The following is a 26,437-nucleotide window of genomic DNA, read 5'->3' on the forward strand; positions in this document are numbered from 1 at the left end:
TTAGCTCACAGAGTGGAGAATGTGATCTTGTAGCTTATTGTGCGCCATAGCCCACTTTATCGGCCGGTTGTCTGGGGTCCAATGATGCTGAACAGTGATGTTATCTACAGGCCATCCATGTCGCTGTTTACGTACCTGTACTCGCAGTGTGTCATGCTGGGCCTGCAGCGCAATATCCAGTGCCACTGGCAGCGCTTCCTTTGAGGCGTACCTCTCTGTGGTGAAGAGCAAACACAATGCGTCGTTGTGTGTAGCCGCTACCTGTAGTCGCCGGGCTTGTGTCGCACTAATTTGAGAACTCCATAGCACTACGCAGTGACAGGCGGTACTTTTTAAGCACTGTTCTGCTGCCCATAGAGACTCCTGCTCAGAGTGAGTATTGACGACGAGAATTTGTTGAAGATCTAATCCTAGGTTAGTTAGCCATGGAGATTGTAAATATCCCGGCGGACTCACGAAGACCACCATTTTATGCGTACGCTGACTACACAATACGTGTTTAAACAGGGTCAGTTCGCCTACACCGAGGAGTGATGAAACTCGTATCAGTCCCGTTGATGCGACGCCACCGTTTAGGGCTTTATCTAAAGACGGGAAACCAAGTGAAAACTTAGTTTCATTAGTGTTGTGTTGCCTAGCGCGCCATATATGCGGGTGGCTGTTTATTGCGGACAGTGATGTGGTCATGGCACTCAAAATGAACTGTATTTATGTACAGTATTATAGTGTAGTGTTGACCCTTTTCAACCCAAACTCCCGCTTAAGATGAAGAGAAAAGTTAACCCATTGATAATACAGGGAAGCTGTGAGATTACTTTTTACAGTGTAAAAAAGCCATCTGTTAAAGATGGCTTATATGCTTAATATGAAGGGGCAGCGTAAATGTAGTTGCCTATAAAGCGAATCGGTGCAAGGCAAAAAGGCCGTTAGTTTTGAGAGGCGGTTTTCTCTGGTTCAGACTTTGTTGCCCCTGAAATTGCATTTGTGGCAGCCTGACAGAAAGCGATAAAGCCGTCGGAAGTGTTTTTTGACCATACCATACGCACATTACTAGGTAGTCCTTTTACCACCTCTTTAATCTCTTCTTGAGTAATTTCTTCGTTAACTAACGCCTTATTGAGTGCTTCCTCGAACGAAAACCCCTTTTCGCAGCAACTCATGACAATAGTAGAAAAATTTCGCATGAGGGTATGTAACGCGTTGTACTGCGCTTGATCGATAAGGCGACTTTTAAAGGCACTTTCTACACGGGCGATGAGGTTCTTTTCTAACGCATCGGTGACCATGACCAGATTGCGGTAAGCATAAGTGACCTTATTGTTGGTCTGTTTATTGGAATGGCGCAAGAGCGCCAATTCCTTTTGCAAATTTTGCGCACGTAGCACGAAGTAAATTAACGTCAGGACGAGTAATCCAATAACACTGAATGCAACGATCATTACTTATTTAACCTTTTGTTCTTTTATGAAAGTATCAATATGTTGTTCGAGAATGAAAAGAGGAACAGAGCCGTTCTCCAGTACAGCACGATGGAACTTACGCACATCGAAATGTTCGCCTAGCTCATCTTCTGCTTTTTGGCGCAGTGCTTTAATTTTGATTTCACCTATTTTGTAAGACAGGGCTTGTGCGGGCCATGAAATGTAGCGGTCAATTTCCGTATTGACGTTGTGTTCGGAAAGTGCGGTGTTTTCCATCATATAATCTACCGCTTGCTGGCGAGTCCAGCCCATCGTGTGCATACCTGTATCTACCACCAAACGACAGGCTCGCCACATTTCATAGCTCAGCCGGCCAAAGTTGTCGTACGGGTCTTCATAAATGCCTGCTTCAATACCCAAGAACTCAGAATACAGCCCCCATCCTTCACCAAAAGCAGAGATGTAAGTATTACGACGAACCATAGGCAAATCCTCTAGCTCTGCAGCTAGGGATATTTGAAGGTGATGGCCTGGCACCGCCTCATGCAGGGTCAGCGCTGGTAGTGCATATAAGGGACGTTTATCAAGTGCATACGTATTTACCCAATAGTAACCAGGTTGATCGTCACGGCTAGGGTGAATATAGCGTCCTGTTGTATATTTAGGTGCGATGCTATCTGGTACAGGGGCTACTCCATATGGAGTACGCGGAAGGTACTCGAATAGGGAAGGGAGTTTGGCATCCATTTTTTTGGCAATAAATGAGGCTTCCTTCAGCAAATCTTCTGCACTAGTGGCATAAAACTGCGGGTCTTCCCGTAAAAAAGTAATGAAATCATTGATAGAACCATCAAAAGCAAGTTCATTCACGATAACTTGCATTTCACTGCGAATACGCTTTACTTCGGCAACACCCAACTGATGAATTTCTTGGGGGGTCATATCCGTTGTGGTGTAGTGCTTAGCTCTGTTGGCGTAATAGGCTACGCCGTTAGGCCAATTGTTGGCTGCAATATCAGTTCTGGCGTTGGGAATGTATTCTTCCACCATAAAGTCGTAAAACGCTTGATATGCCGGTAAGACGCGTTCGCTAATGGCTTTTTTACCCTGTTCTATCAACGTGTGTTTTTGATTGTCAGTAAAGTAATCGGGAAAGCGCGTGAAAGGGGTATAAAAACCGCTTTCTTCGACCTCTTTCACAATATAAGCGGCAATGGAATCTTCAAACCCCTTAAGTACGACTTTGGGTTGGGTATAACCTTCTTTTAGCGCCTGCTTCATATAAGCAATTTGTTGTTCAAAGTAAGGTTGTAACGCATTCAAACGACTAATGTAGGCTTCATAGTCCTCAACCCGTTTAAACGTCGATAAATTAGGCAGAGATGCCATGGCTCCATGAAAGCCATATTCGGAATTGATAGGAACCAAGTAGCCTCGATACGTGTAATCGTCAATGTAATTGGCAAGTCGGTATTTTTGCATTAACAATGCAATATAAGCATCTTTTGAGATATCTTCACGCTGGTATTGGCTTAGTTCATTTTGAAATGTCAGCCATTGTTTATGTTGCGATGCCAAGCTTTGAGGAGAAATATCCGGCAGCACATGAGCAAGCGTATTATCGCCTTGGCGTGAAGCTAATAAGGGAGAAACAGAAAGTTCATACTGCCAGATATCATCAAGAAGTTGATATAAGCTTTCATCATTGTAGGACTTGGCAGATAATCCAACACTGCTTAAAAGTAGTAATGTTGCTAAAAGATAGCGATACATAAGGGTCTCCGGTAACCTTAACCGTTAAGACCCGGCGGTTACTCTTTCGTTGGTGTATATATTGGACTAGGGAAAGCCGTTACTTTATCAGATTTATTTTCCAACTTCGTGATTTTGGCTGAACCTTTTTTCCTCACCGCATCAATGCGCAAAATATTGTGCATGGGAACGTAGGTGGTTGTTACATCAGCAAATTCCGACTTAAGCCTTTCATGGCTTGGGTCAACTACCACGCTGGTATGTGTGTCCCATACAAAGTCGCCTATTTCAACGAAGCCGAATAGGGCACCTTGGACGAGAGTTTTTACATACAATTCGTAACGCTCTCCGTTACTGATAAATTGAACGCGATATAGGGTGTCGTCTTTTGACATGTGCTGCTCTTACTCAAAAAATACTGCTGAACGTAGTAACATGCCCGCTAATCACAAGCATAAACCATATCGATTTTACAATGCTCCTTAAATGCGAGCAATGGTAGGAAGTATGTGGTGAATGCAAGCTAGAAAATAGCCATGTCCCCATGAACTGCGTTACCATAGCAGTTATATTATTAAATGGTGATTTTAGAATGATAAAAAAACTTCTCATTGGGAGTGCAATGACAGCCATGACTTTTGCTGTCACAGCGCACAACCATGAATCGACAGAGAATACCTTTAACCCTGATACCCAACGCATAAAATCGCATCTGTTTTTTTTGGCAGACGACTTGTTGGAAGGGCGCGACACTGGCTCTCGTGGACATGAAATAGCTGCGCTATATATTGCTACAGAATTTGCTAAGTATGGCTTAAAGCCTGCGGGAACTGACGGATATATCCAGAATGTCGCTTTCCGCAAAGCGAATTTAGTACAAGAATCTCCCTCCTTTACTTTTACCCACGAGGGCGAAACCGTCAGCTTTGACTATCCGAAAGAGTACCTTGCCGGCCCCAGTCTCTTGAATACTGAGACCCAATTGAAAGGCGAAATGGTTTTCGTCGGCTACGGTATTGTAGCCAATGAATTGTCTCACAATGACTATAAAGGTCTTGATGTAGACGGCAAAATTGTAGTTGCACTCGCAGGTAAACCCAGTGATTTTCCATCAGAAGAAGGGGCTCACTTTGCCTCGGGTTATCAAAAGCAAAAGTACGCGGTAGAGAATGGTGCTATTGGTATGATTACCATCACTACACCTAAAAACGAAAAGGTGCGTCCTTACCAAAGCCGTTTAAACTACATTCATACACCACGCATGGCCTGGCTGAATGAAAAAGGCGAGCCTGCCAACAGTTTCGCTCAGTTAAAAGGCGGGGCTTACATGAGTGAAGGCGCTGCACGCAAGTTATTCGAAGGCGCTGAAAAAAGCTTAGATGATATTTATGCTCAATTAGAAGCGGATAACGTACCGACTGGTTTTGCATTGAACGGTGTAGTTGAAATTGCTAAAAAAAGTACTCATGACACCGTGACCAGCCCAAATGTAGTGGGGATCTTAGAGGGCTCAGACCCGACACTCAAAGACGAATATGTGGTGTTCTCTGCTCACTCTGATCACATCGGCTTTGCTAAGACAGTGAAAAAAGACAACATTAACAACGGTGCCATGGATAATGCTTCAGGAACTTCTGTAATGTTAGAAACGGCACGCTTGTTCAGCGAAATGGAACACAAGCCTAAACGTTCCATTTTATTTGTCTCAGTTACAGGTGAAGAAAAGGGGCTATTGGGTGCTGATTATTTTGCACGTAACCCAACTGTACCGGTAAGCTCAATGGTGGCAAATGTAAATCTAGATATGCCCATTCTTACTTATGAATTTGCCGATGTTATCGCTTTTGGTGCCAATCACAGTGACTTGCAAGCGTCTGTTGAGAAGGCCGCTGCTAATGCTGATATAGCGCTTAGTCCAGATCCTTGGCCAGACCAAGCACTATTTACTCGCTCAGATCACTATGCTTTTGTAAAACAAGGTGTACCTGCAGTGTTTATGGTTCCCGGACTTAAGTCAAAAGACCCTGAGGTTGATGGCAGTAAAGTCTTTGGTCAATTTTTATCTAGTCACTATCACAAGCCAAGCGACGACATTCACCAGCCTTTCAATTGGAATGCAGCAGAAACCTTCACTAAAGTGAATGCGCAAATAGGGTGGACACTGGCGAATCAGGATGAAAAGCCCAAGTGGAATGAAGGCGATTTCTTTGGTAATACGTTTGGTCGATAGGAATGGGCTGAGACCTTTATGGTTTAGCGAATATGGTGAATCGACGGGTCTTGATATTGTGCAGCTTCGAGTCAGAGTTCTATTCTAGGCTGTAAAATCTGAAAAGGCTTAATAAGGGCGCTGTAACCAGTGCCCTTATTGTTTCTACGAGTTAAATAAACATTTGTTTAAACGTATGCCATTGCTCGTTGAATTGCTCTGTAGGCTTGCGTGTGAAACCACTGCGGATAAAACCATTAATTCGACCATCGGTATAGCTTATTAGCATGTTTGCTATGATAGCTTCATCGGCAGATAGGGTTTTACCTTCGCGGAGTTTTCGTTCGCGAAGCACTTGTTTTAATTGGGTTTCTAATCGCTCAAACAACTTTGCAATACGCGCGCGTAATCGCTCTTGCTCTCCCATTAGTGCATCGCCATTGAGAATACGAGTAATGCCAGGGTTCTTTTCCGCAAACCCTAAAATGAGGTGTAAGATAAGCTGACAACGGGTTAGCGCGTCTTTTTCTTCGTTCACTATTTTATTGATCCGCGTAAACAACGTTTCTTCAATAAACTCGATAAGACCTTCAAACATTCGCGCCTTACTTGGAAAATGTCGGTAAAGTGCAGCTTCGGATACGCCCACTTTTTCCGCCAATTTTGCCGTTGTAATTCGTTGACCTGGGCTGGTTTCTAACATTCCAGCAAGTGCTTGCAGAATTTGTGCTCTGCGATTTGTTTTTTTGACAGCAGGCATGACGACTTTAGATCCTCCGCAACCGAGCACGCTTTACTCGGCATCCATGTTAAGTTGGCTTACGCCATATGTTTTATTTTATTATTTTTATTATCGACACCTAAAAAGTATCTGTTAATTTTTATTAGCAAGAGCAAAACGCTGCGCTATAAGTGACAGCAATTGCGCTGCCAGCTCAGTTTTGCTGGTGGCCGGAAGCTTTTTATCACCATCAGGCCAGATGATATGCAAAGCATTTTTATCACTGTTAAAACCTAAACCATCAGCAGTAATATCATTGGCTGCAATCATATCAAGCTGCTTTTTAGCGAGTTTAGACCGTGCATACTGTTCGACATTCTGGCTTTCTGCGGCAAAACCTACACAAAATGGTCTGTCTTTACGACAGGATATAGTCGCTAGAATATCAGGGTTTTTGACAAAAGTAAGTGTTAACTCATCGTCAGATTTCTTGATTTTATTGTCAGCCACAACAGAGGCTTTATAGTCTGCGACGGCTGCAGTACTGATAAAAATGTCGGTTGCCGCTACTAAAGATTCACATGCATTGAGCATATCATCTGCGCTCGTAACGTCTATACGACGACAGCCTAATGGGGTATTTAACGATACAGGGCCTGCAATTAGGTTTACTTCTGCTCCAGCATCCGCGGCGACTTGTGCAATGGCAAATCCCATTTTTCCGGAACTGTGATTGGAAATATAACGAACGGGATCTAAAGACTCGCGAGTGGGGCCGGCCGTAATAGTAATGCGCTTACCAGCAAGCGAAGACAAACTGTCGCTAATCACTACCTTGTTTTGGTACCGCTCATTCATTACTTGGGCAATATCAAGAGGTTCAACCATCCGGCCCGCGCCTACATCTCCACAAGCCTGTTCACCACTAGCAGGGCCAATAAAACGAATATTGCGCGTGCTAAGTGTATTAACATTACTCTGAGTGGCGGCTGCTTTCCACATTTGTTGGTTCATGGCTGGAGCAATAAATACGTCTGCAGTAGTAGCAAGGTATAATGTAGTGAGGAGATCATCTGCCAGACCGTGAGCCAATTTGGCCAGTGTATTCGCAGTAGCTGGAGCAATGAGCAATATATCTGCCCACTTTGCCAGTTCTATATGTCCCATAGCGGCTTCGGCTGCTGGATCAAGAAGATGTTGATGAACGGGGTGACCTGAAACTGCCTGCAAGGATAGTGGGCTGACAAATTCAGCGGCTGAGTCGGTTAGCACTACACGGACACTGGCACCCAGTGCAGTAAGTTTACGCACTACATCAGGCGCTTTGTACGCGGCAATGCCACCCGTTACGCCAAGTAAAATATTTTTATTAGCAATCGACATAGTAAATGGATAGTTTACGAATTAGTGCTAGCCTACCACGGCAATGATAAATCGGATAGCTGAACAGAAATCCTATGGGTATCGATTGTCATCTACATTATCGAATTTTCATAACACTGGCTTTTTACAAACCCTACTTTCATACAGTCGTTCATAACGCACAATTCATTTATAAAAGTACAAAGTATAGTTTTGTGGATGTATGACGCATGTCGATAAAAGTATGGCCAAAAAGTGAGAGACCGAGAGAAAAATTGCTGCAATATGGGGTAGAGAGCTTAAGTGATGCTGAATTAATTGCGGTGCTTTTAGGTAAAGGCACTAAGGGAAAGTCAGCGTTGGCATTAGCACATGAACTTTTACTCGAATTAGGAAGTCTACGCGGGGTAGTGACGGCATCTTATAACCAATTGTCATCAATTGTGGGAATAGGGGCGTGTAAATATGCGCAATTTCAAGCGGGTTTTGAAATGTTTCGCCGGAATTTAGAAATCCAATTATCTCGCCAAGACGTATTTAACAACGTCGAGGACACAAAGCGCTATTTACAAGCTAAATTGCGAGACTGTGAGCATGAGAAATTCGCACTATTAATGTTGGACAGCCAGCATCAGCTTATCGCATTTCGCATCATGTTTAGCGGAACGATCAATAGTGCAGCTGTGTATCCAAGAGAGCTGATCAAACAGGTGATGATCGATAATGCCGCCGCTGTGATCCTAGTCCACAATCATCCTTCTGGTGTGGCAGAGCCTAGCGATGCGGATATTCGACTCACAACAGAGATCAAAACGGCAATGACTGCGATCGATGTTCCTGTGCTGGATCATTTTGTAGTAGGAGACAAAGAAACCGTTTCATTTGCACAACGAGGCTTGCTACTATAAGAAATCTAAGTCGTTTTTCGAATATAATCTAGTCAAGTAGATTAAAATGATTTAGCATAGGACTGAAGTGGGTAAATTTTTTAAAGGACTGTTATGAAAAAGTCGATTATTGCATTGGTTGCTGCCACCACAATGGCCGCAAGTGTAAATGCACAAGACCAAGCCAATAGCACTGGCTTTGGCAACGGATCTATTGATAAGGAAGAAGTCGCTGCGGTAGCTGCAGGTGCACTAATTTTAGGTGCAATCATTGCTAACAACAGAAGCGATGGTAGTGGTGATACTGAGACTCCTCCTTTAGAGCCTACTTGCGAAGGTAGCGATCCACTAGTAGATGGCGTTTGTATTGGCACCACTAATACACTAACTAATACAGTAACAGTTTCTGGTACACAAACGATTACACAAACAATCACTGTACCTGTCACATTTACTTACGCGCCTACTTTGCAGTAAATTCAATAATGATTTAAAAAGCCGCTTTGATTAGCGGCTTTTTTATTTTCACTCGAAATTCATTTTTGGTTGGCGTTAATTAATGAAATCATACGTTTGGCTGCTCTTTTTTGGGACAGTATTCTTTTCAGGTTGTTCCACGACTACCTTATCCTACTACAACACGCTGAAACAGGCGTTTAAAGACAGAACGGTGAGTTATAGCATAGAGGAAGTCGCTGCTAGTAAAGCGGATCTTATGCTTATAAAAGCAGGTGATAGAGCCACCGCCTCTCTAGCATTAGCTTACATTGATGGTGACCGATATCGCTGGGTGTCAGGGGATAAAGTTATCTTTTCTACTCACCATGGCATTATCTTCAAGACGGAAGGGTTGACTAAAGATCTTTACTACACAGGGAACCTTCAGCACAACCCCTTGGCCACTGACGATATTTTGGCATTCAATTGGACGCGAAAGGTCGATATATCGGGTATCGGATATGGCCTTGCAGTGCATTCTTCGTGGCACATAGAAGGCGAAGAAACCCGAGAGTATTTCGGCCATACTATACCTTTAATTAAAATAGTCGAATCGGTTTCATTTCCTGAATATACCCCTTTTATTGATACCGGATTGAATTGGAAAAATACCTACTACTTGCACAAGTCCTCAAAGCAACTTATTGCGTCTACCCAACGCTTTAGCCCAGAAGGTGAAGTATACGATATGGTGTATATAAGCCGCGTGGTTAGAGAGCTAAAAGCGCAAGGAGCAATTGACTGATGAAATGTTTTACAACGCTGCTGGCAATGGTAGCCATGGCCTATTCATCGCTTATTTATGCAAGTAGCGATGGGGTTACCGTCGTTATCAACCAGCAAACTTACCAATTCGACCGCCCTATACGACTAGCGAGTGCCTTGTCTATTGTGGCTGATAATGGTGACTGGTATTGGCCCACTGCTGCCGCGTTTAATTTAAATGATCCGCAAGCTGAGCGTGAGAAAGCGCAAGTCCTTGATCAAATTCGTCAATTGCTGACGCATTTTGACGCTAACTCAGATACCTATGCGACCCTAAATAATCTATATGAACAAATTTCCAATTGGACAGTGTCGACTAGGATAGACATACCGGTATCATACAACAGAGCCCGTTTATTTTATGCGGAAAACCCAATGCTGCAGCCTGGTAAATATTGGTTGCGGTTAAATGGTCGACCTAACGTTGTTCACTTTTCTGGCGTTGTCTTGAAACCGGGTGCATATCAACATCTAAGTGACACTTCAATTTATACTGCCGTACACAGTATTAAGAAAGCAAAGGATGTGGATAGAAGTTACGTTTATGTAATTGATCCTAAAGGTAAAGTTGAAAAAAAAGGCATTGCATATTGGAATCTTGATTTTGCTCAACTGATGCCCGGAAGTCAGGTTTACGTACCAATCTCATCAGAACTTTTTAGCAATAAGTTAAAAGAACTTAACGAGCGCATTGCCGCATTAGCCGTTCACAGGGTCCTTCCTCAATGAGTGTGTCATTTACTTCAAAGAAAACAATGCTTGCCGTAATGATAGGTAGTGCAGTGGTGCCTGCTGCCATCGCCAACACCCAAATAAGCGTTGAACCAACTCAAATGGTGCAGGGTGGGAATGGTCTTATTCAAACCCCTACTGCAAGAATGCGAGACGAAGGCGACATAGCCATTAACTATACAGACAATGGTGAATACCGATTCTGGTCAGTAAATATTCAACTTTTTGATTGGATGGAAGCGACGGCCCGCTATACCGATGTGCGTACCCAACGCTATAGCCAAGTTGACTCTTTTAGTGGTGATCAAACGTTAAAAGACAAAGGCTTAGACGTAAAGTTTAGGTTATGGGAAGAAAGCTATTATCTGCCTGACATTAGTCTCGGTTTTCGCGATTTCGGGGGCACGGGCTTTTTTGAAAGTGAATATGTCAATGCCAGTAAGTCTGTTGGCCCTTTCGATTTTCACTTAGGTCTTGGATGGGGTTATTTAGGTACTGCCAACGACATTACTAATCCGTTCTGTGAGTTAAAGGATAGCTTCTGTGAACGCCCTGACGGCTTTTCGGGTCGCGGTGGTAAAGTGGATTATGATCAGTTTTTCAAAGGCCCGGCGGCATTTTTTGGCGGCGTGGAATATCAAACGCCATGGGAGCCACTTACACTCAAATTGGAATTTGAGGGCAATGATTATTCTAACGATCGCGCTGGCCAGCTGACGCAGGACTCCAGGTGGAATGTGGGCGCGGTATACCGCTACAAGGGGTTTGACTTCAGTCTTAATTGGCAACGGGGTAATACCGTTGGCTTTGGCGTTTCTTATCAGTTTGATCTGAACGATTCCTCTCCGGTGAAGTTTGATGAGCCTCCACGCAATCTCATGACAAGGCGAGCACCCGCCACGATAGCTGAGGTGAATAAATCGCGCTTGTATAACAGCCTTTACTATTCCGGTGGTTTTATTTTATCGGATGCCGAAGTGCGTGAAGATCGCGCGACCTTTTATGGCACGCAAGTGGATTATCGCGACCAAGATGAAGCGATTGAACGAATTGGTCGAATTGCCGCCTCTGAACTACCTGACAGTATAAAGACTTACCATGTTGTAGATAATCGTGCTGGCCTGCCTATGGTCGATACGCAGATTGATGCAGAGGCATTTATTTCAGCCGCGCGGTATGAGTCTGTTGATGCTGACGTGAAAAAGACATACGTCAGAGTCGATCCTTCGCAAGAAGTATTGGATGCCTATGAGCCTGAAACGGCTGGTGGACTTTTTTACAGTGCAGACTTTTTCTGGACCCAGTCTTTTGGAAACCCAGAAGCATTCTACTTGTATCAAACTGGCTTATTGCTCAACGCTGGCTATGCCTTCAACAAAAATCTATCGGTTTTAGGCGGGCTACGCGTGACCTTGCTGGATAACTTCGACAAATTTAATTATTTAGTTGATAAAGAAGATACCCCGTTACCGAGAGTCAGAACGCGAGTGAGAGAATACGTTACTGATAATGATGTGTGGCTAGATACAGCTTTTTTACACTATAAAGACACTATTGCTAAAGATGTTTATGGTCAGGTTTATGCGGGTTATCTGGAGACCATGTTTGCTGGTGTAGGCGGCGAAATATTGTATCGTCCTGTCGACAGTCGGGTGGCCTATGGTATTGATATTAACTATGTCAAACAGCGCGACCCTAATAGTCAATTAGCCACAGAAGACTACGATGTGGTAACAGGCCATGCCAGTGTCTATTGGAAGCCAGAGTTTCTTCACGATACCCAAATTAGTGTAAGTGCTGGGCAATTTCTAGCTAAAGACAAAGGCGTCAATGTTGATTTTGCAAAGCGGTTTGACAGTGGAATAGTCGTCGGGGCTTATGCAGCGTTTACTGATGTATCGTCTGAAGAGTACGGAGAGGGAAGCTTTACGAAAGGCTTTTATATCTCCATTCCGACCGACCTGTTTTTACTTGAACCAAGCAAAGGTCGCGGTGCATTCCCTTGGGTGCCGATCTCGCGAGACGGAGGACAAATGCTGCGTCGTCCGGTTCGACTAATTGATATGACTGAAATCAGATCACCCTTCTATGACTAAAGAGGGGAGCGTTAGCTCCCTTTTTATTTCCAATAGCCAAGCCGTTTTCGCAGCTTCAAATTTCTAAACCAATTTTGGGGTTTGGCCACGTTTTCTTTGCGAGGAAATAAGTCTAATTCCTCTAGGGTAGCTTGTAGTACACGCTGGGCTGAATGACCATCTGTGTATGGATGCATTTTCTTACTATATGCGGCAATTTCAGCCTGCAATGTAGCGTCGGGGGACAGGGCTTTGAGCACGCTGTGCTCTAGTTGTGCTGCCTCGTCAATATTGATGAGTACTGCTTCAGGTTGTGCGTTTTTAAACGTAATGACCGGTTTACCCAGAAGCAGAAATTCGGTAATGGCCGAAGATGTGTCTGAGATCATCACATCGCATTGTTGAAGCAAAGGAATAATACTCGATGACCCAACTACTTCTAACTTTTGATGTTGGTGGCGAAGGTATTTCGTCACAGTAGCCTTGTCCATTTTAGGATGAAATTTCACTTTCCAGCGCCATGGGTACTGATGACTGAGTGTAACAATTGTGTCTAGTAGAGCCTCAGTTGACGTCAAGCTCGGTGAGAAAGTGGGCGCATAGAGCAGCGTAGGAGCTTCGCTTGTTGCCGTTTGATGAGGTGGTTCGCTAAACAAAGGATCTAGTTTAGTCCAACCCGTTTCTGTAACGGTAAAATGTGGGTGCTGTGCTCTTAGTTCATTGAATTTATCGGTGAAAAAAGGGCCTTGGGTACAGTATAAATCAAAGCAGCCTCTAATCCTGAAATGACCTTTTTTCTTCCACTCAAAACCGTGAAATAACTGTACTTTTAAACCGGGTACAAATGACGGTACTAGATTGCCAGGCAGAAATGTGGCATGGGGGTTAAACGCTATCACCTCATCAATATTGGTAAGTAAAACTTCTTCGTCTAAAAACAGTGACTTATTAACTTCATTACCTTCAACAAACCATTTTACTTGGTGGTGATGACTGAGCATTTCTCGTGCTAAAGGGCGTAGAATTTCGAATGAGTAATTTTGTGATAAGTAAAGCAAGAACCTCATTGATTGGTATCTCTAGTAAAGTCATTTAATGGTTAAGGTAATTCACTAGGGGCTAACCCATTGAATAAGAGGCCTAGATATTCACACGTCGTGACTGTCAACGCAAATAGACGATAGCTTAAATCAATAACGCTACTGTAAAACGGGCGATTAGGTGAACTATTAACGTTGTGGAGATACCACTTTGTGGTGTTGAGTAAGATACCGTGCAATGCGTGCGCTGCATTGTCCGTCTGTTTTTCCCACCATGGTTTTTGTTACTGAGATACGCTCAGCACTTTTTAAATGCGGTGAGTTGATGCAGGTGGCGATTAGCTTATTGGCTTTCGCTGGTGTCACCGCGCGATGGGCAATGTCATTAAACAGTGCAATGTCTGGATCTAGACGTTTATTGAGTCGAAACTTAAATAATCCAGAATAGCTCCAACGCGTGTGTGAAAAATCACACCATACTACGGGTTTATTAATGGCAGCGAATTCGAAAATAGCAGAAGAAGCGTCAGACAGCATAACATCTGCCAACTGCATAAATGACACTAAGCAGAACTCTTTTTTCTTGGTGAGGTAGACATTGCTATAGCGTGACCACTTTTCAATTTTATTTCTTTGAGACGCATATTTTTGCTTTGTCATACTGAAAAAATGAGGCTTTAGAATGATGTTATAATTAGCGAGTTCTTCTGGCCAATTATCACTAAATCGCTCGATACTACTTGGAAAAAAAGTGGGGGCGTAAAGGATGGTCGGTTTGTTGGGATCTAAAGCCAGATCATCGAGGGAGATCTTCGCAGGACTACCATCGTACAGGGGATCCAACTTTGCATAGCCAGTATCGACAAATGTTCTTGTTGGATAGCGCTTTTTTAAACGTTCTAAACGACTTTCTCCTTCGACAAATCGCACATCGAACGGATATTCTGAGACTTTATAGTAGCAAGATTTAGGTCCGATCCCGTGTTGCATCAACGCCAATTTTGCGTCGATTGCGGATTTTTCTTTGCTTGAAAATGGCGGGATATTTCCGAAAATTATCCAGTCGACCAGTTGGGTCGTGTAGAACGATAAGGCTTCGCTTTTTCCTGCAATAAAGCAGTACTCAAATTGTTCTTCTTCTAATTTTTCTACTTTGATATCGTCGTAGCCACATTCTCTATGCAGCACAAAGCGTACATTTACCCCTTGATTTTTTAATACATGGGCGACCGGGAAATATTGCGGAAGGTAATATAAATGCTGTACATCAAAAAGAACTGTTGCTGACATCTAGCGACTCCAAACCTGTATGTAACTTTTATAGCGTTACATACTGACGCTTATTATTAGTATGTGTTCAGTATATCGTTATGAAATAAAAATGTAATAGAGTTTACAAAGGTTACCGTACGACAAAAGGCCAATATTTTCTGATAAAATCAAAAGTTGAGTGAAAAATGAACGGCAAAGGGACGTAAAAGCAACCTTTTTGTACTTTCTTATTGAAATGATCCTACCTTTGCTGTATAAAATGCGCCCTCTAATTTATAGTAATACGTCATTTGACCCAACGACTGTTTGAGTGGTGGGATTGACTGACGCGACAGTTATCGTTGTTCTGGAGACAAATACAATGTCAAGAGTATGTCAAGTAACAGGTAAGCGTCCAACGGTTGGTAATAACCGTTCGCACGCAAGAAATGCGACTCGTCGTCGCTTTTTGCCAAACCTTCAAACTCACCGTTTTTGGGTTGAGAGCGAAAATCGTTTTGTTAAACTACGTTTGTCTGCGAAAGGCATGCGTATCATCGATAAGAAAGGTATTGATTCAGTACTAACTGACATCCGTGCCCGTGGTGAGAAAATCTAAGGAAGCCGACAATGCGTGATAAAATTAAACTAGTTTCTTCAGCAGGTACAGGTTTCTTCTACACTACTGATAAGAACAAGCGTAACATGCCTGGCAAAATGGAGATCAAAAAATACGATCCCGTTGTGCGTAAGCACGTTATGTTCAAAGAGGCAAAAATCAAGTAAAGCCCTTTTAAAAAGAGCACTTGCTTTTGTCTCCACGGAAACCCGGCTCTTGCCGGGTTTTTTGCGTATAAAATTAGGCCGAAACACGGCTTTTTTTAATGTTTTGATCCTCGTTATCTGAGGCAGTGTTGCAGCGGGGTTAGTGCGATCCTTCTTGATCTTCCTTTACGGATAATGGGATCTACATGCAAAAGAATTTATTTAGCTTGTGAACGGCCACGGTATTAGTATGGTAGTGCAAGCAATGCATAAGTGAGGCACAGGTAACCAACGTGGCAAGAATTTCTCAGCGGGCAATGAACAATGTGGTGATTATCGCCATGCTGGTGATGATTGCGTTGTTTAACCTAGATAGTCTTCTACCTAAGCCTGATGTGTCGTCGTTGCGTACGTTGCTCCCACAAGAGGCTTATGTCCTTAAAATCGAGCAGGATAACAACAGTTTGTCTCGAAGCGGACAGCAATGGCGTCAATCCACACAACACACTACACCGAGTGTAAATCCACAACGACAGTTTTCTGAATGGCAACGGGCTCAACTTGAGCCAACATCCTCCGTACCCGCTGAAATATCGTCTTCACAGCCCTATGTGGTTGTTGTATGGGTAGCAGGAAGTGCCACGGGACTGGTTTACGCCCTGTACCCCAATACCACTCCTACCGTGGTAAAATTTGAAAATAATTGGTACACGTTAACCAATGCTGAACTTGATGTTCTATTACCTTGGAATCTGTAAATGCCTGAGTTACCAGAAGTCGAAGTAAGTCGTTTGGGTGTGTCCCCATTTTTAGTCGGAAACACAATTACGCAAGTGATAGTCAGAGAACGCAGAATGCGTTGGCCTATACCTGAGGACGTGTCGTTGGTGGAAGGGCAGGAAGTGGTGTCAGTACGACGTAGAGCAAAATACTTGCTCATTGATACTGACAAAGGTTCACTTATTCTTCACCTTGGTATGTCTGGAAAGCTGCGGGTTATAGACGCGGCAACGCCAGTGGTAAAACACGATCATGTGGATATTATACTAAATACGGGTAAATGTTTGCGTTTTAACGACCCTAGACGCTTTGGTGCCGTGTTATTTCAAGCTCCTGATGTTCACCTACCTCTACTCGAAAATTTAGGGCCTGAGCCGCTTACTGACGATTTTGACGACGAAAGGTTATTCGCCCTTTCCCGACACCGCAAAGGGCCAGTAAAAAACTTTATTATGGATAACGCCATTGTGGTGGGAGTTGGGAATATCTACGCCAATGAAGCCCTCTTTTTAGCGGGCATTGACCCAAGACGGGCTGCAGGAAATATCAGCGCGCAACGTTACAAGATACTCACCACTACCATTAAACAGGTACTGGCGAAAGCTATAGAGCAAGGGGGGACCACGCTAAAAGACTTCGCGCAAACGGACGGAAAACCGGGCTATTTTGCGCAACATCTAGCAGTGTATGGCCGGAAGGGGGAGCCGTGTGATGTCTGTGGTAAGCCCATCCAAAACAAAATAATTGGCCAGCGAAACACTTTCTTTTGTGTTCAGTGTCAACGTTAATTACCCGACGTGAAGCCAACTAAGGCTTCACTAGAAGTCAGTATTAATTAGAGCGCACTGATCTTTGGTGTACAGCGATATGCAACGCGCTGCTGCTTACTCTTTTTTAGCTAATCTTGCTTTTAAAGCTTGCTCTACCACAGGGTGACAGAAGCCGCCTACTGCACCGCGGTGAAGGGCGACTTCTTTGACCAATGTCGATGAAATAAAAGAATTCTCTTCTGCTGGGGTAAGAAAAACACTTTCTAACTTGGGGTTAAGCCGGCGATTCATATTAGCCAATTGGAATTCATATTCGAAGTCTGACACCGCGCGCAGACCGCGAATGAGAATAGTGGCATTTTGTTCATCGGCGAAATCAGCGAGTAAACCGGTGAAACCCATCACTTCCACATTGGGTAGATCCGCAGTCACTTTTTTGATCATTTCTACGCGTTCTTCTAAGGTGAAAAGCGGCTTTTTACTCGGGTTAGAAGCAATTGCCACTATAACGTGGGAAAATAGCCGTGAAGCCCGTTCAATAAGGTCTGCATGGCCATTGGTGATAGGATCAAATGTGCCAGGGTAAAGTGCTCTTGTATGCATAGGGTGGAATCTTTGGTTATTAACATTGTTAAAGGTAGTGGCGATTTCTCGCTCAACTTTGCCTCGATGGAAGTAATGTATCACACTGTGAAAAATTACCAATTATCCTGAGGTTTTGCTCACCATCTGATAACCTTCGAGACAATATTGCCAGTCATCGACCTGCCAATGAAATACAGGGTTTTTGTCTTTTTCTTTAATCAAAGAGCGGCGTAAACGCGCAAGATTTGATTGCTTCCAGTTTTGGCCAGAACGCTTGTGGCAGCGATCAAAATCAATCAGCCAAATCTGGCGTTCGGCATCCATCATAATATTTCGTATATTGGCATCGTGATGGTATACCTGACAATTGTGCATAGCGGCAAGGGCCTTTCCTACATTGCTCCAATCTTCTTGAGTCAGTGCACTTTCGCACAAAATGTGATGCAGGTCCCGACTTGAGGGGATGGCCTGGGTGATCAGATCACCGCGATAGATAAGCCCGCGTCGATGGATTCGGGCGGCCACAGGGATGGGAATACGCAAACCGTGTTCGCGCATCAGTTTAAGTAGCCGAAATTCTTCGAAAGGACGAGAGCACTCTACCCCTAAAAAGAAATACTGATCACTGAGTAACTTTCCTACCAGACCGCCTCGCATGAAATGGCGAAGCACCCAGTGTTGGTTATCGTGCTCAACAAAAATGGTAGTACCACGTCCTTTAGCCTGACCTGTTACTTTGTTTTGAAATTGCCAAAACTCAGGAGTGAACATGTCCACATGGGGATCACTGACTAAGGTGTCGTCGAAAATAAAGTGGTGTCCCGCACCAATGTCTCGTCGTATTGTCGCCATGTCGCCCACAACTTATGGTAAATTTCATATTCTAATGATTTATTTTGTTTTTTCAGCAACGAGAGTGCCTCTGTGGTAAAAAAGATTTGTTTAATGCGTCTATCTGCAATCGGTGATGTTTGTCATGCAGCGGCAATGGTCACCCGGATCCAAAACCAATGGCCGGAAACTGAAATTACCTGGGTAATAGGCAAGGTTGAATATCAGTTGGTTAAACTCATGCCCAACGTACGTTTTATCATTTTTGATAAATCACAGGGTAAAGCTGCTGTTCAAGCGTTAAAAGAAGCAGTGAAAGAAGAGGTGTTTGACGCTCTGCTCATGATGCAGGTGGCGTTGCGCGCAAATATGGCCTCTCGGGTTATTAAAGCCAAACGCCGTGTGGGGTTTGATTGGTCACGCAGTAAAGAATTGCACTGGTTGTTTGCCAATCATCGCGTCGCAGCGTCAAAACACGCGCATGTGTTGGATGGGTTTATGGACTTTGCCGACGCCATCGGTGTACCAAAAGAAGCACGTCCTAGTTGGAATATTCCCGTAGCCCAAGAAGATAAGCAATGGGCTGAGCAGCAGGCTTTGGCGTTGGGTAAATATGTGGTTATTTCACCTGCTGCAAGCAAAGCAGAGAGAAATTGGTTACCAGAACGATACGCAGGTATTGCAGACTATATCCAAGAAAAAGGGATCACCGTGATACTCTGTGGTGGTCCGGGGAAATTGGATCGCGATACGGCTGAGGCTATTAAGCAAGCGGCCTCCATACCGATAAAAGACTTCACTGGGCAAACGACGTTACACCAACTGCTTATGTTGATAAAACACGCCCAACTGGTGATTGCGCCAGATACAGGGCCCGCCCATATGGCCACTACAGTAGGTACACAGGTTATTGGCCTCTATGCTCATTCTAATCCGCGTCGAACTGGTCCATACAACGATTTAGATCGCGTTGTATCTGTTTATGACGCGTGTATCGAAGCGCAACAAGGCAAAGCATGGGATGTACTGCCGTGGGGTACGCGCGCAAAAGGAAGTAAGTTAATGGAAAAGATTACAGTTGATATGGTTAAACAAAAGCTCGCGCCATTTGTGGCTTAATTTTAAGGTAAAATCACTAACTATTATCTACACTTAGATTGCGAAGTGTTCCTTTGTAATAACAGGGAGTCGTTAATAAATGAAAAAGCCCGCTTTGCGATGGCTACGTACAGTTTTGAGTCCCACCTTTTGGGGCAGGGCGCTGCCATTATTTGTGTCGCTACTTAGTGGCACTCATGGTTATGCGCAAGAACTTAATGTCATGGTAAATGAAAGTGTGATGATAAATGAGCTCAATCGCTCAGAACTTCGTCAAATTTTTACTGGGCACCGCCAATATTGGAGCGATGGCTCTAAAATTACCGTTTTTGTTCTTAACGACAACCACGAGTTGCACAAACAATTTTGTCGCGACGTGCTGCAAATGTTTCCTTATCAATTGTCTCGTCTTTGGGATCAGATTACCTATTCTGGTCAAGGTGTTACCCCTATTCGTGTCGATTCGAATCAAGCTCTTGCCGAGGCACTTATCAATACAGAAGGTGCTATTGGCTACCTGCAAAGCGCAGAAACACCAAGACTCAGACGCGTAGAGGTAGGTGAATTATGAAGTGGAAAATAGTATTAGCGTTATGCCTAGTGGGGTTTTACGCGAAGGCTGACAGTTCCAAATTCTCCTGGCATGGTTATGTGTCACAGGGTATTACCCAGTCCAGTGATAGTAATTTTATTACCGACAACAATGATATTACCGCCGAGCTTACCGAGATAGGTTTAAACGGCTACTACCAACTCGCAGAGAATGTATCTATTGCCGGTCAAATCAACTATTTAGATGGTGGTAACCGGTTTGAACAAGGCACGCGACTAGACTATTTGTTTGTCGATTGGAAAATACCTGACTTAATTGGTAGGTGGCAGGCACAAATACATGTTGGGCGTTTTAAGAACCGTCACTGGTTGTATTCTGTCGCTCGCGACGTACCGCAAACCCGATATTCATCAGTGTTGCCACAATCGGTTTATTTTGATGGCTTTCGCGACGTGGCTTTAGGAAGTAATGGTATACAAACCAGCTTAACGCGCTACGGAAACAACAATATTTGGGAAGTGAATTGGAGTTACGGTCGAACCACGATTAATGATTCTCAGCGCGACTTTTTATTGGGTAATGCTGCTAAGGGCAAAATTAAGCAAGACTTTGTACATCAAGCCAGTGTGTTCTGGCAGCCATCTACAATGGCGTGGAAGCTTGGGGCAAGTTGGCTGAGTTCTGATTTTACTTATACCCCCGCTAGTGAAGACAACCGGTTAGCAGGTGCGGCCAATATTCGTCGGTTTATGCTGTCTGCGCAATATTTTGCTGAGAATTGGGAAGTATCGTCAGAACTTATCCGAGAAATACAAGAAAGCGAGGGATTGTTTGCCCCTGATTTTACCGAGAAAAGACGTGGAGAGGGCGGCTTTGTTCAAGTGCGCTATCTGTTTACTAACACTTTTAGTGCTTTAATCAGTTATGACACGTACGTAAACAATGCTTCTGACCCCGATGGACTGCAGCTTGAAGCCATTTCAGGAGGCACTATACCTGCCTATTTCGGCTATCAAGATACCATCACCTTGGGCTTTCGCTATGACATCGCGCCTAAGTGGCGGCTGCAAGGAGAATACCACTGGGCGGATGGTGCTACTCGCGTAGTGAGCTTGTTGGACCGAGATGTAGCCGAAAGTGCACAAAAAAAATGGGAAATGTGGTCACTTCAACTAATGTACTGGTTTTAAGGCGGTTGCATGAAGGTTAAAGTCTCTTTTACGACCAAAACCATTGTCATGCTGTTGGCGATTGTCCTGACAGCCACTATTGTCATATCGGCCATTCTTATTCAAGAATCTGAAGAGCGGATTTTGCTTCAGCAACGGGAAGACCAAGTCAGCCATCAAAGGCGAATGCAGCTATTTGAAGAAATATTGCACAACCGAATGATAACCGTGGTGGATATCATTAGGCACAAAAACGACCCCCAAGTTCAAGATCTTAAAGCATTTCAAAAATCGCTGAATGACTTAAAAGAGTACCTAACGTTAAACTTTCAAGTGGAAGACGTGTTTTTATTTGGCGAAGAGGGGCTAATAGAAGGGGAGCCTTCTAAAGTAAACGGCGTGGTGAATCGTTTAGTGAATACGTCACGAGCGACCTCCGATAGCCGTTCTATTTTATCCTGTACTAAAGTGTGTACACATTATATTTCAATACCCATAATGAGTACTTCCTCTGAGTTACCCGTTATTGTGTTAACCTCCTCAATGCGTCAATTGCTCTACCTGTTTAATCGCGCAACCAACGTGCATAAAGTGGCTGTTGTGCAACAAAGTAAAAACTCATCTGGTAAGCTTGAGCTAAACGTGGCTAGCCAACTTTCCGCTGCTAATAGCCAGTATATGCAGCAACTTTTTTACGCACTTCCCGAAGATTTAAATGTTGATAAACTGGTTATCGATGGCATCAATGTGCTTTTGGGAGAGCAGCACCTATTAGTTAGCTTACTGCCGTTTAACCATACCAATGGTGACCACCCTTATTTACTGATTGTGCAAGATATCACGAATAAGGAGCACCAAAGTGAGCGTTATCGTTACATTGTAATGGCAAGTGCCGTTACGTTGTTCTTTGTACTTTCTCTTCTGTTGTATATCTTTCTCAACCAATACAAGACGCGTCTTATCGATGTCAGCGAGCGCTTGCCTATGCTGGCAGAACACAGGTTCAGTGAGTTTTACACATCCGCTGCCAAGCACCGTAAAACCCCTATGTTCAGGTTAACTGATGAGCTTGATGTAGTGGAGGATGCTGCCAACAATCTCGCCAGACAACTGGAAAGCTTTGATGGACAGATGGCCATTAATACTGCAAAGCTAGAAAAAATGGCCATGTTTGACGTGCTAACGGGGCTGCCAAACCGCAACATGCTGACGTTCCAGATTGAAAAACAATTAGCCAGCGCGGACAGGGATGACCGATTAGTAGCGTTAATGTTTATGGATCTTGACGATTTTAAAAAGGTTAATGACAGCCACGGTCACGACGTAGGTGATAAGCTTTTAAAAGCGGCTGCAATGCGTATTTCAAGACCCATAAGAGAAACCGATATTGCCTCCCGGTTTGGCGGCGATGAATTTGTAGTCTTGTTGGCCAATATAGATAATAAACAGCAAGTGGACGTAGTCGCCCAAAAGCTGATTGACGAATTTAAAGAGCCGATCATAGTAGATAACACGACCTTCTATGTATCAATTAGTATTGGTATTGCGGTGACTAACCACGCTCGGGCGACGCCGGTGGAATTACTTCGTCACGCCGATATCGCCATGTATGAGGCTAAAGCGAAAAAAGGCGCAGGGTATCGGATTTACGATGCCACAATGAACTTGAAGGTGATGCAAAAGGTAGAACTAGAGTCTGAGGCAAGAGAAGCGCTACGTTCAAACCAGTTCAGTTTAGCGCTTCAACCTCAAGTGGAGTTGCATACCAGCAAACTCATTGGGTTTGAAGCGTTGTTGCGTTGGTACCATCCAAAGAAAGGACATATTTCACCTGCTGACTTTATTCCTTTGTTAGAACATACTTCGTTCATGCTAGAGCTTGATTACTGGGTAATCGCCCGCGCCACAAGCCTTATTCGAGAACTGCGGAACAGTGGCTTTCACGACTTAAAGCTGTCTATCAATTTATCTTCGGGACAGTTTTTAGATCCTAGTCTTCCTGAATATTTACAGCAACAGATTATTAAAAACGAAGTTTCTCCCGACCAAGTATGTCTGGAGCTGACCGAAACAGTATTGGTAAGTGAAATAGAACGGGCGACTCGGGTAATGCGCACCATTCGGGACATGGGGTGCATGATAGCCATTGATGATTTTGGAACAGGTTACTCATCACTGAGTTATCTTAAATCGCTTCCGGCCGATTATATTAAAATTGACCGTTCTTTCGTGAACAATATCGCTAGCAGTGCCGATGACAGAAACATCGTTCATTCTACTATTGCGATGGTGAGCAATATGGGTATGCAAGTAGTCGCAGAAGGAATTGAGACCAGTGACCAGTATGAATTGTTATGCCATTTCAACTGCCATATAGGTCAAGGCTATCTCATTAGCAAGCCGATCCCTGAAGCTGACCTTTGGGACGTAATTGCAGATAAAGTACATATGGGGTTGTGGAAGGAATCTGCTTGATACCTACGGCGCAGCTGCATGGGGAATTAACCCGACAGTGTGCGCTTTAATTTACAGGCACAATCTGCAAACCCATTAAATACCGTGCAATTATGTGTACCCTTTGCGGTGCTTTCATTAAACTATGCGTTTTAGGTATCTACACTCGGAGAATGGCATGTCTGCGGCATTTATTTCACATCTGCAATCGCAAATTGAAGCGACTAAACAAGATGGTCTGTATAAAAAAGAGCGTATTATCACTTCGCAACAACAGGCCGACATTGATGTTGAAAACGGCGATCACGTCATTAATTTTTGTGCTAACAACTATCTTGGTTTAGCAAACAATGACAAATTAATCGACGCTGCCAAAGAAGGCTTAGACAGCCATGGTTTTGGTGTGGCGTCAGTGCGTTTTATCTGTGGCACACAAGATATTCACAAACAGCTAGAGTCTTCTATCAGTGATTTTCTGGGCACCGAAGACACCATTCTTTATCCATCGTGCTTTGATGCCAATGGTGGATTGTTTGAAACCTTGCTTGGTCCAGAAGATGCCATCATCTCTGATGCATTAAATCACGCCAGTATTATTGATGGCGTACGTCTTTGTAAAGCAAAGCGTTATCGCTATGCCAATAACGATATGGCCGCCCTCGAAGCCCAGTTGCAGCAAGCCGATGCGGATGGCGCCCGCTTTAAACTTATCGCTACCGACGGGGTATTTTCAATGGACGGCGTTATTGCCGATTTAGCCTCGATATGCGACCTGGCTGATAAGTACGATGCTATGGTCATGGTGGATGATTGTCACGCCACTGGTTTCTTAGGAGAAAATGGTCGTGGTAGCCATGAGTACTGCGGCGTCATGGGACGTGTTGATATTATTACCGGCACACTGGGTAAAGCGTTAGGCGGCGCCTCAGGTGGTTATACGTCGGGTAAAAAAGAAGTAGTAGAGTGGCTTCGTCAGCGTTCGCGCCCCTATCTGTTTTCAAATTCAGTCGCGCCACCGATTGTGTCTGCTTCATTGAAAGTGTTTGAAATGATGAAAGACGGCGATGCGCTGCGGGCACAGTTATGGCGCAATGCCAATCACTTTCGCGCCCGTATGGAAGAAGCGGGTTTTACATTGGCCGGGAAAGATCATGCCATTATTCCTGTGATGCTAGGTGATGCACGTCTTGCCAGTGATATGGCTGACAAGCTACTGGAAAAAGGTATTTATGTGATTGGGTTCTCTTACCCAGTGGTTCCCAAGGGGCAAGCGCGTATACGCACTCAAATGTCTGCGGGTCATACATTGGCGCATGTTGACAAAGCCGTTGATGCGTTTATTGAAGTTGGCCGTGAAATGGGAGTGATTGCATGAAATCGCTGGTAAAAGCAAAAGCTGAAAAAGGCATTTGGTTGCAAGATACACCTAAGCCCGAAGTGGGTCACAATGACTTGTTGATTAAAATTCGCAAAACCGCCATTTGTGGTACCGACATGCATATCTACAACTGGGATGAGTGGTCGCAACAAACGATCCCTGTGCCAATGGTAGTAGGACATGAATACGTCGGTGAAGTAGTCGACATGGGTCAGGAAGTGAAAGGCTTCAAAGTAGGCGACAGAGTGTCAGGGGAAGGCCATATCACGTGTGGACATTGCCGTAACTGTCGAGCGGGCCGCGTCCACTTGTGTCGCAATACGGAAGGTGTGGGAGTCAACCGCCCGGGAGCTTTTGCAGAATATCTTGTTATTCCTGCTTTTAACGCTTTTAAAATTCCAGACAATATCAGCGATGAACTCGCCTCAATCTTTGACCCGTTTGGCAACGCAGTCCACACAGCGCTAAGCTTTGATTTGGTGGGCGAGGACGTGCTGATTACCGGTGCTGGCCCTATCGGAATTATGGCTGCCGCGGTGGCTAAGCACGTAGGCGCGCGCCATGTGGTGGTAACCGATATCAACCCATACCGTCTTGAACTTGCTAAAAAGATGGGGGCAACCCGTGCCGTCGATGTCAGCAAAGAAGACTTGAAAGACGTGATGAATGAACTTGGTATGACAGAAGGTTTCGATGTAGGCCTCGAAATGTCAGGTGTGCCAGCAGCGTTTCGTGACATGCTCAATAAAATGAACCACGGCGGAAAGATTGCGATGTTGGGCATTCCCCCTAAAGACGTGGCGATTGATTGGAATCAGGTTATTTTTAAAGGGTTGGTGATCAAAGGTATTTACGGTCGTGAAATGTTTGAAACCTGGTACAAGATGGCCAGTTTACTGCAAAGTGGTTTAGACCTTTCACCTATCATTACCCATACCTTTTCTATTGATGACTTTCAGAAAGGGTTTGATACCATGGGTTCCGGACAATCTGGCAAAGTAATATTGGACTGGCAATAATGACATCATTTTCGCACATTAGTGTTCAAGACGTAGCAAACTTTCAAGGCGATGTTGCCATAGTGGACATTCGCGACCCTCAGTCGTTTGCAAATGGACATATGCCAAATGCTGCGCCCCTCAACAACGATAACTTTTCGGCGTTTATTGAACAAACGCCAAAAGACAAACCGGTAGTGGTAGTGTGTTATCACGGGGTAAGCAGTCAGCAAGCGGCACAAGTAATAGCCCAGCAAGGTTTTGAGACCGTTTACAGTATGGATGGTGGTTTTGAAGCATGGCGTTTGGCCAACCCAGTGGTGACCGAGTAATGGTGCCACCT

General features: G+C 44.2%; 27 protein-coding genes. 17 read left to right on the forward strand and 10 right to left on the reverse strand.

The window, feature by feature from the left end; all coding sequences use genetic code 11:
• The 4 genes from imuA to ACMCM8_RS16940 all read right to left on the reverse strand — a co-directional run bounded on the left by imuA (window position 1) and on the right by ACMCM8_RS16940 (window position 3,568).
• The gene (gene imuA / locus ACMCM8_RS16925) at window positions 1–687 is read right to left on the reverse strand and encodes a translesion DNA synthesis-associated protein ImuA (protein WP_412723757.1); all 687 of its coding nucleotides are present in this window, start codon (window positions 685–687) and stop codon (window positions 1–3) included.
• A gap of 239 nt (window positions 688–926) precedes the next feature.
• On the reverse strand, window positions 927–1,439 hold the full coding sequence (locus ACMCM8_RS16930) for a hypothetical protein (RefSeq protein WP_412723759.1): 513 nt from the start codon (window positions 1,437–1,439) through the stop codon (window positions 927–929).
• A 3-nt stretch (window positions 1,440–1,442) separates the two neighbouring features.
• Window positions 1,443–3,194 (reverse strand): DUF885 domain-containing protein, encoded by a 1,752-nt coding sequence (locus ACMCM8_RS16935; RefSeq protein WP_412723761.1) that lies wholly within the window; start codon window positions 3,192–3,194, stop codon window positions 1,443–1,445.
• Between the two features lie 38 nt (window positions 3,195–3,232).
• A complete protein-coding gene (locus tag ACMCM8_RS16940) occupies window positions 3,233–3,568 on the reverse strand; it encodes a DUF1820 family protein (RefSeq protein WP_412723763.1) in 336 nt (111 codons plus the stop codon).
• Between the two features lie 197 nt (window positions 3,569–3,765).
• On the opposite strand from ACMCM8_RS16940, the gene ACMCM8_RS16945 reads away from it, so the two are divergent.
• A complete protein-coding gene (locus ACMCM8_RS16945; protein WP_412723765.1) occupies window positions 3,766–5,403 on the forward strand; it encodes a M28 family metallopeptidase in 1,638 nt (545 codons plus the stop codon).
• A gap of 151 nt (window positions 5,404–5,554) precedes the next feature.
• Here ACMCM8_RS16945 and slmA read toward each other — a convergent pair whose 3' ends face one another.
• Window positions 5,555–6,142 (reverse strand): nucleoid occlusion factor SlmA, encoded by a 588-nt coding sequence (gene slmA, locus ACMCM8_RS16950; RefSeq protein ID WP_412723767.1) that lies wholly within the window; start codon window positions 6,140–6,142, stop codon window positions 5,555–5,557.
• Window positions 6,143–6,256: 114 nt separating this feature from the next.
• Entirely contained in the window at window positions 6,257–7,486 is a 1,230-nt protein-coding gene (gene coaBC, locus ACMCM8_RS16955) for a bifunctional phosphopantothenoylcysteine decarboxylase/phosphopantothenate--cysteine ligase CoaBC (protein ID WP_412723769.1), read from the reverse strand.
• Between the two features lie 209 nt (window positions 7,487–7,695).
• Here coaBC and radC point away from each other — a divergent pair, with 209 nt between their 5' ends.
• The 5 genes from radC (at window position 7,696) to ACMCM8_RS16980 (ending at window position 12,443) form a co-directional block, all read left to right on the forward strand.
• Complete coding sequence (radC, locus tag ACMCM8_RS16960; protein WP_412723771.1) at window positions 7,696–8,373, forward strand: RadC family protein; 678 nt, start codon at window positions 7,696–7,698, stop codon at window positions 8,371–8,373.
• A gap of 93 nt (window positions 8,374–8,466) precedes the next feature.
• The gene (locus tag ACMCM8_RS16965) at window positions 8,467–8,829 is read left to right on the forward strand and encodes a hypothetical protein (RefSeq protein WP_412723773.1); all 363 of its coding nucleotides are present in this window, start codon (window positions 8,467–8,469) and stop codon (window positions 8,827–8,829) included.
• 82 nt (window positions 8,830–8,911) lie between these two features.
• Complete coding sequence (locus ACMCM8_RS16970; RefSeq protein WP_412723775.1) at window positions 8,912–9,595, forward strand: YjbF family lipoprotein; 684 nt, start codon at window positions 8,912–8,914, stop codon at window positions 9,593–9,595.
• Window positions 9,595–10,344: a capsule biosynthesis GfcC family protein gene (locus ACMCM8_RS16975; RefSeq protein ID WP_412723777.1), complete on the forward strand. Its 750-nt coding sequence runs from the start codon at window positions 9,595–9,597 to the stop codon at window positions 10,342–10,344. The genes ACMCM8_RS16970 and ACMCM8_RS16975 overlap by 1 nt, the downstream gene beginning before the upstream one ends.
• Window positions 10,341–12,443 (forward strand): YjbH domain-containing protein, encoded by a 2,103-nt coding sequence (locus ACMCM8_RS16980; protein WP_412723779.1) that lies wholly within the window; start codon window positions 10,341–10,343, stop codon window positions 12,441–12,443. Before ACMCM8_RS16975 ends, ACMCM8_RS16980 begins: the two co-directional genes overlap by 4 nt.
• A 23-nt stretch (window positions 12,444–12,466) precedes the next feature.
• Here the strand turns inward: ACMCM8_RS16980 and ACMCM8_RS16985 are convergent, their stop codons facing one another.
• Both ACMCM8_RS16985 and ACMCM8_RS16990 read right to left on the reverse strand, forming a co-directional pair.
• Window positions 12,467–13,489 carry a CDP-glycerol glycerophosphotransferase family protein gene (locus ACMCM8_RS16985; RefSeq protein ID WP_412723781.1) on the reverse strand — a complete coding sequence of 341 codons (1,023 nt, stop codon included), beginning with the start codon at window positions 13,487–13,489 and terminating at the stop codon, window positions 12,467–12,469.
• Window positions 13,490–13,651: 162 nt separating this feature from the next.
• Complete coding sequence (locus ACMCM8_RS16990) at window positions 13,652–14,752, reverse strand: CDP-glycerol glycerophosphotransferase family protein (RefSeq protein WP_412723783.1); 1,101 nt, start codon at window positions 14,750–14,752, stop codon at window positions 13,652–13,654.
• A 343-nt stretch (window positions 14,753–15,095) separates the two neighbouring features.
• Between ACMCM8_RS16990 and rpmB the strand changes: the two genes are divergently transcribed.
• The 4 genes from rpmB (at window position 15,096) to mutM (ending at window position 17,046) form a co-directional block, all read left to right on the forward strand.
• Window positions 15,096–15,332 (forward strand): 50S ribosomal protein L28, encoded by a 237-nt coding sequence (rpmB, locus tag ACMCM8_RS16995; RefSeq protein ID WP_044055442.1) that lies wholly within the window; start codon window positions 15,096–15,098, stop codon window positions 15,330–15,332.
• A gap of 11 nt (window positions 15,333–15,343) precedes the next feature.
• A complete protein-coding gene (gene rpmG, locus ACMCM8_RS17000) occupies window positions 15,344–15,499 on the forward strand; it encodes a 50S ribosomal protein L33 (RefSeq protein ID WP_012516577.1) in 156 nt (51 codons plus the stop codon).
• 272 nt (window positions 15,500–15,771) lie between these two features.
• A complete protein-coding gene (locus ACMCM8_RS17005; protein ID WP_412723785.1) occupies window positions 15,772–16,236 on the forward strand; it encodes a hypothetical protein in 465 nt (154 codons plus the stop codon).
• On the forward strand, window positions 16,237–17,046 hold the full coding sequence (mutM, locus tag ACMCM8_RS17010; protein WP_412723787.1) for a bifunctional DNA-formamidopyrimidine glycosylase/DNA-(apurinic or apyrimidinic site) lyase: 810 nt from the start codon (window positions 16,237–16,239) through the stop codon (window positions 17,044–17,046).
• Window positions 17,047–17,142: 96 nt separating this feature from the next.
• Here the strand turns inward: mutM and coaD are convergent, their stop codons facing one another.
• A complete protein-coding gene (gene coaD, locus ACMCM8_RS17015; RefSeq protein WP_412723789.1) occupies window positions 17,143–17,631 on the reverse strand; it encodes a pantetheine-phosphate adenylyltransferase in 489 nt (162 codons plus the stop codon).
• 102 nt (window positions 17,632–17,733) lie between these two features.
• Window positions 17,734–18,465 (reverse strand): 3-deoxy-D-manno-octulosonic acid kinase, encoded by a 732-nt coding sequence (locus ACMCM8_RS17020; RefSeq protein ID WP_412723791.1) that lies wholly within the window; start codon window positions 18,463–18,465, stop codon window positions 17,734–17,736.
• A gap of 93 nt (window positions 18,466–18,558) precedes the next feature.
• Here ACMCM8_RS17020 and ACMCM8_RS17025 point away from each other — a divergent pair, with 93 nt between their 5' ends.
• From ACMCM8_RS17025 to glpE, 7 genes are all read left to right on the forward strand, one after another.
• The gene (locus tag ACMCM8_RS17025; RefSeq protein ID WP_412723793.1) at window positions 18,559–19,563 is read left to right on the forward strand and encodes a glycosyltransferase family 9 protein; all 1,005 of its coding nucleotides are present in this window, start codon (window positions 18,559–18,561) and stop codon (window positions 19,561–19,563) included.
• A gap of 79 nt (window positions 19,564–19,642) precedes the next feature.
• Window positions 19,643–20,113 (forward strand): substrate-binding domain-containing protein, encoded by a 471-nt coding sequence (locus ACMCM8_RS17030; protein WP_412723795.1) that lies wholly within the window; start codon window positions 19,643–19,645, stop codon window positions 20,111–20,113.
• Window positions 20,110–21,285, forward strand: coding sequence for a hypothetical protein (locus ACMCM8_RS17035; RefSeq protein WP_412723797.1), 1,176 nt, complete (start codon window positions 20,110–20,112; stop codon window positions 21,283–21,285). The genes ACMCM8_RS17030 and ACMCM8_RS17035 overlap by 4 nt, the downstream gene beginning before the upstream one ends.
• A 9-nt stretch (window positions 21,286–21,294) precedes the next feature.
• Window positions 21,295–23,739 carry a putative bifunctional diguanylate cyclase/phosphodiesterase gene (locus ACMCM8_RS17040; RefSeq protein ID WP_412723799.1) on the forward strand — a complete coding sequence of 815 codons (2,445 nt, stop codon included), beginning with the start codon at window positions 21,295–21,297 and terminating at the stop codon, window positions 23,737–23,739.
• 157 nt (window positions 23,740–23,896) lie between these two features.
• The gene (gene kbl / locus ACMCM8_RS17045) at window positions 23,897–25,093 is read left to right on the forward strand and encodes a glycine C-acetyltransferase (protein ID WP_412723801.1); all 1,197 of its coding nucleotides are present in this window, start codon (window positions 23,897–23,899) and stop codon (window positions 25,091–25,093) included.
• Window positions 25,090–26,115, forward strand: coding sequence for an L-threonine 3-dehydrogenase (gene tdh, locus ACMCM8_RS17050; RefSeq protein ID WP_412723803.1), 1,026 nt, complete (start codon window positions 25,090–25,092; stop codon window positions 26,113–26,115). Before kbl ends, tdh begins: the two co-directional genes overlap by 4 nt.
• On the forward strand, window positions 26,115–26,426 hold the full coding sequence (gene glpE, locus ACMCM8_RS17055) for a thiosulfate sulfurtransferase GlpE (protein ID WP_412723805.1): 312 nt from the start codon (window positions 26,115–26,117) through the stop codon (window positions 26,424–26,426). The genes tdh and glpE overlap by 1 nt, the downstream gene beginning before the upstream one ends.
• Window positions 26,427–26,437: the final 11 nt, after the last annotated feature.

It is taken from the genome of Alteromonas sp. D210916BOD_24, assembly GCF_047159385.1.
Classification (GTDB): Bacteria; Pseudomonadota; Gammaproteobacteria; order Enterobacterales; family Alteromonadaceae; genus Alteromonas.